Raw genomic sequence first — 12,816 nt, 5'->3', positions numbered from 1 at the left:
GGCCCGCCACAGGTCGCGGCGGTCGAAGTCGGGCCAGAGCTGGTCCAGGAACACGAACTCGGCGTAGGCGGACTGCCACAGCAGGAAGTTCGAGGTGCGCTGCTCGCCGGAGGAGCGCAGGAACAGGTCGACGTCGGGCACGCCAGGGGCGTACAGGTTCCGGGCGATGGCGTCCTCGGTGATCTTCTCCGGGGACAGCTCACCCGCCGCGACCCTGCGCGCCAGTGCACGGGCGGAGTCGACGACCTCGGCCCGTCCCCCGTAGTTGACGCAGAACTGCAGTGTCAGACCGGTGTTGTCCTTGGTCATCTCCTCGGCGTCCTGCAGCTCGGAGATGACGCTCTTCCACAGGCGTCCCGGCCGACCCGACCAGACCACACGCACACCCATCGCATGCAGTTCGTCGCGGCGTCGGCGGATCACGTCGCGGTTGAAACCCATGAGGAAGCGCACCTCGTCGGGCGAGCGCTTCCAGTTCTCGGTGGAGAAGGCGTAGGCCGAAAGGTAGGGGACGCCGAGCTCGACGGCGCCCTCGACGACGTCGAAGAGGGAGGACTCCCCCGCCTTGTGGCCCTCGGTCCGCGCCAGGCCGCGCTGTTTGGCCCACCGGCCGTTGCCGTCCATGACGACCGCGACGTGCCGTGGCACCAGGTCGGACGGCAGCTCGGGCGGCCGTGCCCCGCTCGGGTGGGGGGTTGGCGCGGCGTACTCCCGGTTCTCCCGACGCTTACCGGGATCGAAGCTGAACAGACTCAAGAACGCTCCACATGGCGCAGTGATCGGATTCCGTTTTCCAGGTGCCACTGTAGGTAGGCCGCGACCAGCCCACTGCACTCGGAACGTTGGCGGTCCTCGCTCGCGTCGGCGCTGTCCCAGTCGCCTCCGAGCAGGGCCGACATGAGCCGGAGCGTGTCGGGGGACGGATGGACGCTGCCGTGCGGGCGGCACACCGAGCAGACCATACCGCCGGCGTGGACCGCGAACGCCCGGTGATCGGCACGGCTGCCGCAGCGTGCGCACTCGCTCAGGGCGGGCGCGTACCCGGCAACGGCCAGGGAGCGCAGCAGGTAGGCGTCCAGGACCAGCCGGGCGTCGTGACTGCCCTCGCCCAGAGTACGCAGTGCGCCGATGAGCAGCAGGAACTGGCGCAGGGCGGGGTCCTTCTCCACGACCACGACCTTCTCGGCGGTCTCGAGGATGGCGGCGGCCGCGGTATAGCGGGAGTAGTCGAAGGCGACCGCCTCGCCGTAGGAACGGACCGTCTCGGCCTGGGTGATCACGTCCAGGGACCGGCCGGTGTGGAGCTGCACGTCGACGTGGGTGCACGGTTCCAGGCGTGCCCCGAATCGGGACTTGGTCCGGCGCACACCCTTGCCGACGGCGCGGACCAAACCGGTGCGCCGGGTCAGGAGGGTGACGATGCGGTCGGCCTCGCCCAGCTTCTGGGTGCGCAGGACGACGCCCTCGTCGCGGTAGAGACTCACCCCTCCATTGTCGCGGATGCCGGCCGCCCGACTCACACGCCCTCAGAAGACCGACACGACCTGCTTTATTACGTTTTGAATTCCCTTTTCGCCATCAGTGCTCTACTCTCCCCCGTCAGGGTGCGAAGCACCGAGCGCATGTGCCGACGCAGTGCTCTGCACCCGTCCCGGGCCCCGCACGCCCGGCACGGCCCCGGGAACCCACCCGGGCCGAGTTCCCACGCCTTCCTTTCCCCACGGAGGTTGACGATCATGGCTCGTGGTCGACGACGCAGACCCAAGACCGACGCCGGCGGCGATCCCGCGGAGGGCGCACGCCGACCGCGCCGCCGGTTCCTCCCGCTGGCCGTGGGCCTGTCCGCGGTCCCCGTCGGGCTCATCGTCGCGGCCTCGCTCGTGGCGGCCTCCGCCGGTGGAACCGACACCGCCGCAGGGGAGATCGGCGAAGGCGTGACCAACGAGACGGTCGTACCCGACGCCGCTCCCGACGAGGACTTCTTCGACGCCCCCACCGGCGCTCCCGACGACTCCTCCCCCGCGGGCGACAGTGATCCGCAGGACGCACAGGTGACCGCCTCCTCCACGCCCGACGGGGACGACTCCGACGACGCCGGTTCGGACGACGGTGGCAGCGGAGGCGGTTCCGGCGGCGGAAGCGGCGGAAGCGGTGGAAGCGGTGGAAGCGGTGGAAGCGGCGGTTCCGGCAGCGGTGGCGGGAGCGGAAACAGCGCCTCCTCCAGCCCGATGGCCGACGAGGTCGTCAGCCTCGTCAACTCCGAGCGCACGCAGAACGGCTGCGACCCGGTGTCGGTCGACGGCCGCCTGACCTCTGCCGCGCAGGAACACAGCGAGGACATGGACCAGCGCGACTACATGGACCACCACAGTCCCGACGGCGAGGGGCCGGGCGAACGTGCAGAGCGCCACGGCTACAGCTCCTGGGGGGCCGAGAACGTGGCCAAGGGCCAGCAGAGCGCCGAACAGGTCATGGACTCCTGGATGGACAGCCCGGGCCACCGGCAGAACATCCTCAACTGCGATCTCGAGGCGATCGGCGTCGGCGAGGCCGGACACGCCTGGACGCAGAAGTTCGGCTACGAGTGNGGTGCCGCGGGCCCCTCGATGTCGGGTGGGGCAGACGGTCAGATCCGGTTGGAGCGGCCGATGGCGCTGCACAGCGCCTTCAGCGAAGCCGTGGTGATGCTGCTGTGGATGCCCACGCCCCAGACCACGTCGCCCTCGATCTCGGCCTCCACGTAAGCGGCGGCGCTGGACTCGCCGTCCCCGCCCATGGAGTGCTCGACGTAGTCCATGACCTTGACCTTGACGTCCACGTCGGTCAGGGCGTCGCAGAACGCGGAGATCGGACCGTTGCCGGTACCGGTCAGCTCGCGGATCTCCCCGTGCACACGGGCGTCGGCCTCGACCCGGTAGGTGCCCTCGCCGTCGGTGCTGGACCGGTGGGCCAGCACCGACACCGGACCGCCCTCGGCCAGGTACTCGCGCTCGAAGATCGACCAGATGTTCTCTGCCGCGACCTCGCCGCCCTCGGCGTCGCTGTAGGTCTGGATGACGCGCGAGAACTCGATCTGCAGACGGCGCGGCAGGTCCAGGTTGTGGTCGCGGTGCATGATGTAGGAGACGCCGCCCTTGCCGGACTGGCTGTTGACCCGGATGACCGCCTCGTAGTTGCGGCCCACGTCCTTGGGGTCGATCGGCAGGTAGGGAACGTCCCACTCGGAGTCCTCGACCGGGATGCCGGCCTCGGCGGCGCGCTCCTCCTGCGCGATGAAGCCCTTCTTGATGGCGTCCTGGTGGGAGCCGGAGAAGGCCGTGTAGACCAGTTCGCCGCCGTAGGGGTGGCGCGGCGCGACGGGCAGCTGGGTGCAGTGCTCGACCGTGCGGCGGATCTCGTCGATGTCGGAGAAGTCGATCTTCGGGTCCACGCCCTGGCTGAACAGGTTCATGCCCAGGGTGATCAGGCAGACGTTTCCGGTGCGCTCGCCGTGGCCGAACAGGCAGCCCTCGACACGGTCGGCGCCGGCCATCACCGCCAGCTCCGCGGAGGCCACACCGGTTCCGCGGTCGTTGTGCGGGTGCACCGACACGGCCACGTGCTCGCGGCGCGTCAGGTTCCGGCTCATCCACTCGATCTGGTCGGCGTAGACGTTGGGTGTGGCGCGTTCGACGGTGGCGGGCAGGTTCAGCACGATCTCGCGGCCGGGGCCCGGCTGCCAGGTGTCCATGACCGCCTCGCAGACCTCCAGGGCGAAGTCCAGCTCGGTGTCCATGAAGATCTCGGGCGAGTACTCGTAACCGAAGTCGGTCTCCTCGCCCAGGTACTGCTCGGCGAAGCGCATGACGTCACGGGTGCCGTCGACGGCGATGGCCTTGCACGCCTGGCGGTCGACCTTGAAGACGACCTCGCGGAACGTGGGCGCGGTGGCGTTGTACAGGTGCACGGTCGCGCGCTTGGCGCCGACCAGGCTCTGCACGGTGCGCTCGATCAGGTCGGTGCGGGCCTGGGTCAGCACCGAGATCTGCACGTCGTCGGGGATCTGGTCCTTCTCGATCAGGGTCCGTACGAAGTCGAAGTCGGTCTGGCTGGCCGAGGGGAAGCCGACCTCGATCTCCTTGTAGCCCATGCGCACCAGCAGCTGGAACATCTCGTGCTTGCGGGCGGGGTCCATGGGCTCGATCAGAGCCTGGTTGCCGTCGCGCAGGTCGGTGGACAGCCACCGGGGTGCCTGCGTGATGGTCTTGGAGGGCCAGGTGCGCTCGGGCAGGTCCACCGGCTTGAACGCGGTGTAACGCTGGAAGGGCATCTGGGACGGCTGCTGCTGCGGGACCATAACGGTGAGCTCCTCGAAGAATGGTGCGCCTCGTCCACTCGGGACGGGTGATGCGCGTGGGTCAGTGGCCGACCTGAACATGCCGAACTCCCGCGGCAGGGAGCCGACCGTTTCTACCGATCCCCGCCGCGGCCACTAAGGAGGAGAAGCTCACGCAGCATAGTGGGCGCCACGTTAGCAGACGGCCGGGAAACTGCGGTATTTTTCGTCCACATTCTGAGACAAGAGACCTGTGCGCTGGGGCGATTCCGACGAGCCGCGTGAGATGCCCGTGCACCGCGAACGAGCTGGGATTCTGAAGTACCTCGACTTCAAGAGACCGCCCTCTACCGGTAGAATCGGAGGCGAACCCTTCAGTGCTAGGGGGGTTGTTCCGAGCTCCGCCGACGGGACCCAGGGTGCGGCCAACACCCGAGGCCCCCGCCCCACGCGCCGTGTACACGTAAGCCGCGCGGGCGGTCCGGCCGGCCCCGTCGGCGGAGCTTCTCGTTCTCGCAGGCACCCGCTCACCCCGTCGGCGCGTACCTTCTGTCACCCCGTGGCCGCATCCGGCCAACCGTGCATGCGCCACCCCGCCTCCCCGCAGCGGGCTCCACCTGGACCGCACGTCAAACCCCGGCTTCCACCGCAGTGGTCACGCACGGCAACGGGCATTGACACGAGGGTCACCAACGCCTCCAATACCGGCGAGACGACCGATGCCTCGACCCGCTCAAGGAGGCCTCGTGGCCCGCCCCCCGTACCCCCACTCCCCCTCCCCCGGCAGACACACCGCACTTCGCAAGGCCCTCGTGCCCGTCGCCCTGGGCGCGCTGCTGGCCGGCACGCTCGGGGCCGGCAGCGCCACAGCGGCGCAGGACGACGACCCCGGACCCGTCCGCGTCGCGGATGCCGGGACCGCCGCCGACCGCACGGAGATCGCCGGGACCGGTGTGTCCATCGACCTCGTCGAGGAGGACGGCACCCTCCTGGCCACCGCCACCCCCGACGACGTCGACGAGATCACCGACCTCGGCTACGACGTCGACAGCGTCCGCCTCCCCGACGGGGCGATGCAGCCCGACCCCGGTTACACCGGTTACCCCGAGGTCGTGGAGCAGGTCGACGCCCTGGCCGCCGCGTACCCCGACCTGGTGCACACCGAGGTCTACGGGCAGTCCTACGAGGGCCGCGATCTGGTGGCCGTCCGCATCAGCGACGACGCCGAGGCCGACCAGGACAGACCCGAGGTGCTGTTCACGCACTCCCAGCACGCCCGCGAACCGCTGACGGTCGAGATGGCGCTGCACATCATGGAGATGCTGACCGAGGGCCACGGTTCCGACGAGCAGATCACCGAGCTCGTGCAGAGCCGCGAGATCTGGGTCCTGCCCAACACCAACCCCGACGGCACCGAGTACGACCAGTCCGAGGACACCTGGCAGGACTGGCGCAAGACCCGGGAACCGAACGAGGGGTCGGACGCCCTGGGCACCGACATGAACCGGAACTGGGCCTACAACTGGGGTTGCTGCAACGGTTCCTCCGGCGACCCGGAGTCGATCACCTACCGCGGCGACGCGCCCGAGTCGGCCACCGAGGTCGAGGCGCTCGCGGACTTCGTGCGCAGCCGCGAGGTCGACGGCGAGCAGCAGATCACCACGGCGATCGACTTCCACACCTTCGGCGAGCTCGTGCTCTGGCCGTTCGGCCACACCTACGACGAGGTCACCGACGGCATGAACCAGGACGAGTACGACACCCACCAGGCGCTCGGCGAGCTCATGGCCGAGACGAACGGGTACACGCCGCAGCAGTCCAGCGACCTGTACATCACCGACGGGTCGATCAACGACTGGCTCTGGGCCGACCAGGGCATCGTCAACTTCACCTTCGAGATGTACCCGAGCTCGATGGACGACGGCGGCTTCTACCCGCCCTCCGACGTCATCGAGGAGGAGACCGCGCGCAACGAGGAGCCGGTGCTGGACCTGCTCGACTACGCGGACTGCCCGTACCGAATCATCGGCGAGGAGGAGGCCTACTGCGGCTGATCCCCGTGTCTTCCCTCCCGGGTGTGAGGACACCGATGGGCCCGGCGGTCGATGACCGCCGGGCCCATCGTGCGGGGCACCAGTTGCCGACTTCCGTGCCCCGGGTCGGGGATCAGGCGCCGGGGAGCGGCTCGAACTCCTTGACTGCGTCGATGGAGGGACCGTGCGGGGTGTTGGCCTCGCGCTCGATCATGATCTCCACGAGCACCGGACGCGAGGTGTTCCTGGCCTCCTTGCGCGCCCACTCCAGGGCGTCGCGGACCTCCGCGGGGTCGAACACGCGGCGCCCGGAGCAGCCGTAGGCCTCCATGATCTTGACGTTGTCCGTGCCGAAGTCGTCGTAGTGGATGTCGACCTCGAAGTTCATGTCGAACGGGATCTCGGCCTGGCGGATCAGGCCCAGGTACTCGTTGTTGAGCATGATCAGCACGTACGGGACGTCGTACTGGGCGGCCACGGCCAGTTCCTCGACCATGTACTGGAAGCTGTAGTCACCGACGACGCCGACGACCTCCGCGTCGGGTTCGGTGTCCTTGAGCGCCTTCTTCACGCCGATCGCCGCCGGGATCTCCCAGCCGAGCGGGCCGGCCTGGCCGCAGATCTGGTAGCGGCGGGGCTTGTGGGCCTTCTGGTGCTGGCCACCCCAGATCTGGTAGAGGCCGATGGCGGTGACGAAGTAGGTGTCCTCGTCGAAGACCTCGTTGATCTCCTTGTACACCCGCGGGGCCTTGACGGGCGTGGCGTCGAAATCCTCACGCCGGGTCATCGTCGAGCGCAGTTCCACGACCCGCTCGCGCCAGGCTCCGACCTGCGCAGTGGCGTTGCGGCGCTTGGCCTCGGCCAGCATCTCGCGCAGGAACACGCGGGCGTCGGAGACCACCCCGAGGTCCGGTTCGAAGACCCGCCCGATCTGGGTGGCCTCGATGTCGACGTGGATGAAGCGCCGCTCGCCCCGGTAGACGTCGATCTGCCCGGTGTGCCGGTCGGCGAAGCGCGCCCCGACCGCCAGCACCAGGTCCGACTCCAGGAACGAGGTGTTGCCGTAGCGCTGGGAGGTCTGCACGCCGGTCATACCGGAGTACAGGGGCGAGTCCTCGTCGAAGGAGCCCTTACCCATGAGGGTGACCTGCACGGGAACCTGCAGGTACTCGGCCAGGGCCCGCAGGTCGTNGGCGGTGATCCCCCCCCCGCCGGCGAGCAGCAGCGGGCGCTCGGCCTCCAGGAGCATGTCGAGCGCGCGCTCCACCCGCGGCCGGTGCGGCAGCACGGTGTTGCGCTGGAGCGGGGCGTCCAGGGCGGGGTCGTACTCGATCATCTGCTGTGCGACGTCGAGTGGGATGTCGACGAGCACCGGGCCGGGACGCCCCTCCTGGGCGAGGCGGAAGGCCTCGCGGAAGATCCACGGGGCGGTCGCCGCTTCCTTGATCTGCACGGCCCACTTGGTGACGGGCTTGGCGACCTCGACGATGTCGACCGCCTGGAAGCCCTCCTTGTCGAGCAGGTCGGTGCGCTGCTGTCCGGTGATGCACACCATCGGGATCGAGTCGGCGATGGCGGTGTAGAGGCCGGTGATCATGTTGGTCCCGGCGGGGCCGGAGGTGCCGATGGCCACGCCGACCTTGCCGGTGGTGCGAGACCACCCGTCGGCCATGTGGGTGGCGCCCTCCTCGTGGCGGACGATGAGGTGCTCGATCCCGCCGACCTGTTCCAGTGCCTTGTACAGCGGCAGGATGGCGGCGCCGGGGCAGCCGAAGGCGGTGTCGACACCCTCGTCCTTGAGGACCTCCACGACCGCGTTCATCGCGGGCATCTGTGGCATGGCTGGTGAACCCTTCAGTGCTAGGGGTGCTGCGGGTGGGTGCTAGGGGTGCTGCGAGTGCCAGGGGTGTTGCTGGGAACCGGGACCGGGACCGGGTCCGGGCCCGCACGGGCCGGGCCCTCGGGTGCGGCCAACACCCGGGGAGCGGCAAGGCGGGCCGGCGGTCCGGTCAGTGCTTGCGGCCGGAGAGCTCCTCGACGAGCTTCAGGAGCGCGGAGTGGTCCAGGTCCCCGTGGCCCTGGCGGTTCAGGGAACCGACGAGCTGGGCGACCTGCGCGCCGAGCGGAACGGTGACCCCCGAGGTGCGCGCAGCGTCGGTGACGATGCGCAGGTCCTTGTCGTGCAGGGCGATCCGGAAGCCGGGCTGGAAGTTGCGCTCGCGCATGGCCTCCCCCTTGCGCTGCATGACCGTGCTGCCGGCGAGCCCACCGCCCAGGACCTCCAGTCCGGGGCCGGTCTGCACACCGTGCGCCTCCAGGAACACCAGGGCCTCGGCGAGGAGCTGGAGGTGCCCGGCGACGATGAGCTGGTTGGCGGCCTTGACGGTCTGTCCGGCGCCGTGCGGGCCCACGAGGACGGGGGTCTTGCCGAGCACGTCGAAGACCGGCCGTGCGGTGTCGAAGTCGGTCTGCTCGCCGCCCACCATGATGGACAGCGCGCCCTCGATCGCGCCGGCCTCGCCGCCGCTGACGGGGGCGTCGAGCACCCGGAGCCCGCGCTCCTGGCCCTGCTGGGCGAGGGTGCGGGAGACGTCGGGGCGGATCGTGCTCATGTCGATCACGAGGGTGCCGGGCCGGGCGTGGGCGAAGACGCCGCCCTCACCGGCGAGGAGGGCCTCCACGTCCGGGGAGTCGGGGAGCATCGTGATGACGGCGTCGGCGTCGGCGACCGCCTCGGCGACGGAGTCGGCACCGNGCGTCGACCTTGCCGCGGCTGCGGTTGTGGCCGGTGACGGTGTATCCGGCGCTGACGAGGTTGCGGGCCATGGGCAGGCCCATGATGCCCAGTCCGACGAACGCGATCTTCTGCAGGGCCATGGTGTTCCCTCTCGTGGCTGTGGTGGCCGTGGTCGTGTGCGGGTGCAGGTGCGGGGCGGGCTCGGTGCGGCCGCCTGGGGGCCGGTGTTCCCGGCCGGGTCCGGTTCGGCTCAGCGCATCCAGCCGAAGCTCTCCGCGCTGGGCACGGTGGGCTTGTACTCGAGGCCGACGAGACCGCTGTACCCGTTGGACTGTGCGTCCGTGAGCAGGGCGTCCAGGGGCAGGTCGCCGCTGCCGGGTTCGCCGCGCCCGGGGGCGTCGGCGATCTGGATGTGGCCGAACTCGGCGGCGTGGTCGCGGACGACCCGGGCGACGTCGTCACCGTTGACGGCCAGGTGGAAGAAGTCGGCGAGGAACGCGACGTTGTCGGCCCCGGCCTTGCGGGCCTCCTCCACGAATGCGAGCCCGTCGGCTGCGGTCTTGAGGGGATAGTCGTCGGCGCCGCTGATGGGCTCGATGAGCACGGTCCCGCCGACGCGGGCCACGGCCTCGGCGGCGGCGACGGTGTTCTCGAGGGCGGTGCGGTGCTGTTCTGCGGGGTCGGCCCAGTCCTGGGTGCGGCCGTAGAGGGCGTTGAACCCCGTGGCTCCGGTGCGCTCGGCGATCTGGGCGACGAGTTCGGTGTTGGCCCGGAACTCCGCGATGCGGTCGGGGTGGCTGAGCACGCCGCGGTCGGGCCCGGGCAGCTGGCCGGCGAAGAAGTTGAGGCCCGTCAGGCGCACGCCGGCGTTCTCGATGGCGCTGATGAAGGCGTCGATGTCGGACTGGGGCGGGGTGGCGGTGTCGAAGGGCCACCAGAACTCGACGGCGTCGAAACCGGCGTCGCGGGCGGCCCGGGGGCGCTCGTTGACGGGCAGCTCGGTGAACAGCAGGGAGCAGTTCACGGTGTGGCCGAGGGTGTGGCTCATGGCGACTCCGTTATTTCGTGATGTGGAATCAGCTTTTCGCTTTGAGGAATGATTTGAGTGTGCGCCGGGCCACCCGGGCCTGTCAAGCACGGTTCGGCGCAACATCCCGCCCGCGCAACCGACGGCTGCTGACCCCAGGCGTCACATGCGTGTCATGCGCCCCGCACAGACCAGCAACTTCAGTGGTTCTTCATATGAAGACACAGATGGCTCAGTTTCTCGCCGGGATCCCCTTGCGGGTGTTGACAAGATCACACGACTGTCGGCTAGAGTCCCTCCAATCCGTAATACGGAATCATCAATCTGCACTACGAAAAGACCGGTCGGTCCGAGCCGCACACGGCCCTCCGCGGACCGGGACCGGCCGGGCCCCGGGAGACGACAACACATGCCCGACAGCAACCCGCACGGCGGGGACACCGACCCCGACCCGGGTCTGGCACGCCTCAACGCGCTCACCGCCGAGGAGCTGCGCACCGACCTCGCCCAGTGCCTCGACATCGAACGCTGGGTGGAGGCCCTCGCCTCCGAGGCGCCCTTCACCGACCGCGACACCCTCCTGGCCCGCGCGGACACACACGCGCGCGCGATCACGGGCGAGGAGGTGGCCGGCGCCCTGGCCCGCCACCCGCGCATCGGAGAGAAGGCGAAGGGCCGCGGCACCGAGGCCAACTGGTCGCGCGGCGAACAGTCCGCCTTCGCTTCCGGCACCGACGACGCCACCGCCCGGGTTCAGCGTGTCTTCACCGCCGGGCAGGAGGAGTACGAGGAGCGTTTCGGGCAGATCTACCTCGTGTGCGCCAGCGGGCGCGGGCCACGCGACCTGCTGGCCGACCTCGTCGAGCGCCTGTACAACGACCGCGAAACCGAACTGGCGGTGGTCGGCGACGAACTGCGCAAGATCGCCGGCCTGCGCCTGGTCAAACTCCTGGAGTCCGTATGAGCCACGTGACGACCCACATCCTCGACGCCTCGCTGGGCCTGCCCGCGCGCGAGGTCCCTGTGCGCCTGGAGGCCGCTGCCGACCGGGAGCGCACCTCCTGGAAGCCGGTCGCCGAGGGCCGCACCAACGACGACGGGCGCGTGCCCGACCTGGGCCCCGACCAGCTCGAGGCCGGGTTCTACCGGATCGTCTTCGACACCGGCGCCTACTTCGACTCCCTCGGCCAGCGCGCCTTCTACCCCGAGGTGACCGTCGTCTTCGACCTCGCCGAGGAGGACCGCCACTACCACGTGCCGATCCTGCTCAACCGCTACAGCTACACGACCTACCGGGGCTCCTAGGGCCTGCTCGGCGGGCACCCGGTCAGCGCGCCGTGAGGCGCCGGCCGAACGGCCCTGACCGCACCGGGTGAACCGGCCCCACGCGGTCCCTGATCGCCCGGAGCCCCGGTAACACACGTCCGACACGCCGAAACCGCCGAAGGAGCCCCATCAGGTTCGAATCCCCCAGGTGAGCCACCTGACCATCTTCGAGTGCGTGACAGGTCCTTCCGCACGACCGCAGCGGTCCTCCCTCGACGCACAGCGCATGGGCGCAAGTGACGACACGTATGCACACGGATGGAGACACCCTGATGGGCATCCGACTCGGAGACAACCAGTACGGCAAGGCCGAGGTCCGCCTCGTCCACGTCAACCGCGACACCGACGTCCACCGGATCAAGGACCTCAACGTCACCTCGCAGCTCCAGGGCGACCTGGAGGAGGTCCACACCGTCGGCGACAACGGCAAGTGCCTGCCGACCGACACCCAGAAGAACACCGTCTACGCCAAGGCCCGCGAGTGGGGCGGCACCGGCGCGATCGAGGACTTCGCCCTGCGCCTGGCCCGGCACTTCGTGGACGAGCACGAGTACGTGTCCGGGGCCCGCCAGGAGGTCCAGGAGTACTCCTGGAACCGCATCAACACCTCGCACGGCCCGCACGACCACGCGTTCTCGCGGGACGGCGCCGAGACCCGCACCACCGTCGTCCACAAGGACGGCGACCGCGAGTGGGTGGTCTCCGGCTTCGAGGCCCTGACCGTGCTCAAGTCCACGGGCTCGGAGTTCCACGGTTACCCGAAGACCAAGTACACCACCCTGCCGGAGACCAACGACAGGATCCTGGCCACGGACGTGACCGCGCGCTGGCGGTACATCGGGGTCGACCACGACTACGACAAGGCCTACGCCGCCGTCCGCGACCTGTGCCTGGAGGCTTTCGCCGACACCCACAGCCTCGCCCTGCAGCAGACGCTGTACGAGATGGGCAAGGCCGTTCTGGAGGCGCGCCCCGAGATCGCAGAGATCCGTTTCTCGATGCCGAACAACCACCACTTCCTCGTGGATCTGAGCCCGTTCGGCCTCGACAACCCGAACGAGGTCTTCTTCGCGGCCGACCGTCCCTACGGCAAGATCGAGGCCGTGGTCGAGCGCGACGACGCCCCCGACGCCGGCGACGCCTGGAAGAACGTGCCCGGCTTCGTGTAGGGCCTACCGCTGCTCCCCGGGGTCCGTCCCGGGATCCCCGCGTGTGGCTACGGGGACCGCGCCCTCACGCGGTCCCCGTCCCTCCCCCTGCCCCGGGAACGGGGAGTTGTGCCCGGCCCGCCCCGTCCGGCGGGCCTCCGGCCCCTCCGGCGTGCGTGAGAACGCCCTGCCGTGGGCCGATGCGTCACAGCACGGGCCTCTGTGCCCGG

The 12,816-nt window shown here is 69.7% G+C and carries 11 protein-coding genes and 1 pseudogene; 5 read left to right on the top strand and 7 right to left on the bottom strand.

The features are described 5' to 3' along the window. Positions 1-756 (bottom strand): isoprenyl transferase (locus tag D474_RS0106665; protein ID WP_017612811.1); only part of this gene is annotated, 756 nt, incomplete at its 3' end. Continuing rightward, positions 753-1,484: a DNA repair protein RecO gene (gene recO, locus D474_RS0106660; protein WP_017612810.1), complete on the bottom strand. Its 732-nt coding sequence runs from the start codon at positions 1,482-1,484 to the stop codon at positions 753-755. The genes D474_RS0106665 and recO, both read right to left, overlap by 4 nt. 138 nt (positions 1,485-1,622) lie before the next feature. Here recO and D474_RS30895 point away from each other — a divergent pair, with 138 nt between their 5' ends. Continuing rightward, positions 1,623-2,744, top strand: coding sequence for a CAP domain-containing protein (locus tag D474_RS30895; RefSeq protein WP_449289345.1), 1,122 nt, complete (start codon positions 1,623-1,625; stop codon positions 2,742-2,744). Here the strand turns inward: D474_RS30895 and leuA are convergent. Then, positions 2,627-4,336, bottom strand: a complete 1,710-nt coding sequence (gene leuA / locus D474_RS0106650) for a 2-isopropylmalate synthase (protein ID WP_017612808.1) — start codon at positions 4,334-4,336, stop codon at positions 2,627-2,629. The genes D474_RS30895 and leuA overlap by 118 nt on opposite strands. 725 nt (positions 4,337-5,061) lie before the next feature. On the opposite strand from leuA, the gene D474_RS0106645 reads away from it, so the two are divergent. Further along, entirely contained in the window at positions 5,062-6,369 is a 1,308-nt protein-coding gene (locus tag D474_RS0106645) for a M14 family metallopeptidase (protein WP_017612807.1), read from the top strand. A 112-nt stretch (positions 6,370-6,481) separates the two neighbouring features. Here D474_RS0106645 and gcl read toward each other — a convergent pair whose 3' ends face one another. The 4 genes and pseudogenes from gcl to D474_RS0106630 form a co-directional block, all read right to left on the bottom strand. After that, a complete protein-coding gene (gcl, locus tag D474_RS0106640) occupies positions 6,482-8,188 on the bottom strand; it encodes a glyoxylate carboligase (RefSeq protein WP_026118234.1) in 1,707 nt (568 codons plus the stop codon). Between the two features lie 169 nt (positions 8,189-8,357). Next, positions 8,358-8,834, bottom strand: coding sequence for an NAD-binding protein (locus tag D474_RS33190; RefSeq protein ID WP_239647007.1), 477 nt, complete (start codon positions 8,832-8,834; stop codon positions 8,358-8,360). Then, positions 8,823-9,174 (bottom strand): annotated as a pseudogene (locus D474_RS33185) (NAD(P)-binding domain-containing protein); the annotation flags it as partial. The gene D474_RS33190 and the pseudogene D474_RS33185, both read right to left, overlap by 12 nt. 161 nt (positions 9,175-9,335) lie before the next feature. After that, positions 9,336-10,133, bottom strand: coding sequence for a hydroxypyruvate isomerase family protein (locus tag D474_RS0106630; RefSeq protein ID WP_017612804.1), 798 nt, complete (start codon positions 10,131-10,133; stop codon positions 9,336-9,338). Between the two features lie 388 nt (positions 10,134-10,521). On the opposite strand from D474_RS0106630, the gene uraD reads away from it, so the two are divergent. From uraD to pucL, 3 genes are all read left to right on the top strand, one after another. Then, the gene (uraD, locus tag D474_RS0106625) at positions 10,522-11,076 is read left to right on the top strand and encodes a 2-oxo-4-hydroxy-4-carboxy-5-ureidoimidazoline decarboxylase (protein WP_017612803.1); all 555 of its coding nucleotides are present in this window, start codon (positions 10,522-10,524) and stop codon (positions 11,074-11,076) included. Next, a complete protein-coding gene (gene uraH / locus D474_RS0106620) occupies positions 11,073-11,417 on the top strand; it encodes a hydroxyisourate hydrolase (protein ID WP_017612802.1) in 345 nt (114 codons plus the stop codon). The genes uraD and uraH overlap by 4 nt, the downstream gene beginning before the upstream one ends. Before the next feature lie 293 nt (positions 11,418-11,710). Beyond that, positions 11,711-12,607 (top strand): factor-independent urate hydroxylase, encoded by an 897-nt coding sequence (gene pucL, locus D474_RS0106615; protein WP_017612801.1) that lies wholly within the window; start codon positions 11,711-11,713, stop codon positions 12,605-12,607. The last annotated feature ends 209 nt before the right edge of the window (positions 12,608-12,816 follow it).

It is taken from the genome of Nocardiopsis salina YIM 90010, from assembly GCF_000341025.1.
Classification (GTDB): Bacteria; Actinomycetota; Actinomycetes; order Streptosporangiales; family Streptosporangiaceae; genus Nocardiopsis; species Nocardiopsis salina.
The sequence above is the reverse complement of the archived record's forward strand: the minus strand, read 5'-3'. Positions and strand labels throughout refer to the sequence as shown.

Excerpts from the sequence above, each read along its gene's own strand:
- uraD (WP_017612803.1), top strand. The coding sequence starts at position 10,522 with ATGCCCGACAGCAACCCGCACGGCGGGGACACCGACCCCGACCCGGGT.
- D474_RS0106630 (WP_017612804.1), bottom strand. The coding sequence starts at position 10,133 with ATGAGCCACACCCTCGGCCACACCGTGAACTGCTCCCTGCTGTTCACC.
- pucL (WP_017612801.1), top strand. The coding sequence starts at position 11,711 with ATGGGCATCCGACTCGGAGACAACCAGTACGGCAAGGCCGAGGTCCGC.
- leuA (WP_017612808.1), bottom strand. The coding sequence starts at position 4,336 with ATGGTCCCGCAGCAGCAGCCGTCCCAGATGCCCTTCCAGCGTTACACC.
- uraH (WP_017612802.1), top strand. The coding sequence starts at position 11,073 with ATGAGCCACGTGACGACCCACATCCTCGACGCCTCGCTGGGCCTGCCC.
- D474_RS33190 (WP_239647007.1), bottom strand. The coding sequence starts at position 8,834 with ATGGTGGGCGGCGAGCAGACCGACTTCGACACCGCACGGCCGGTCTTC.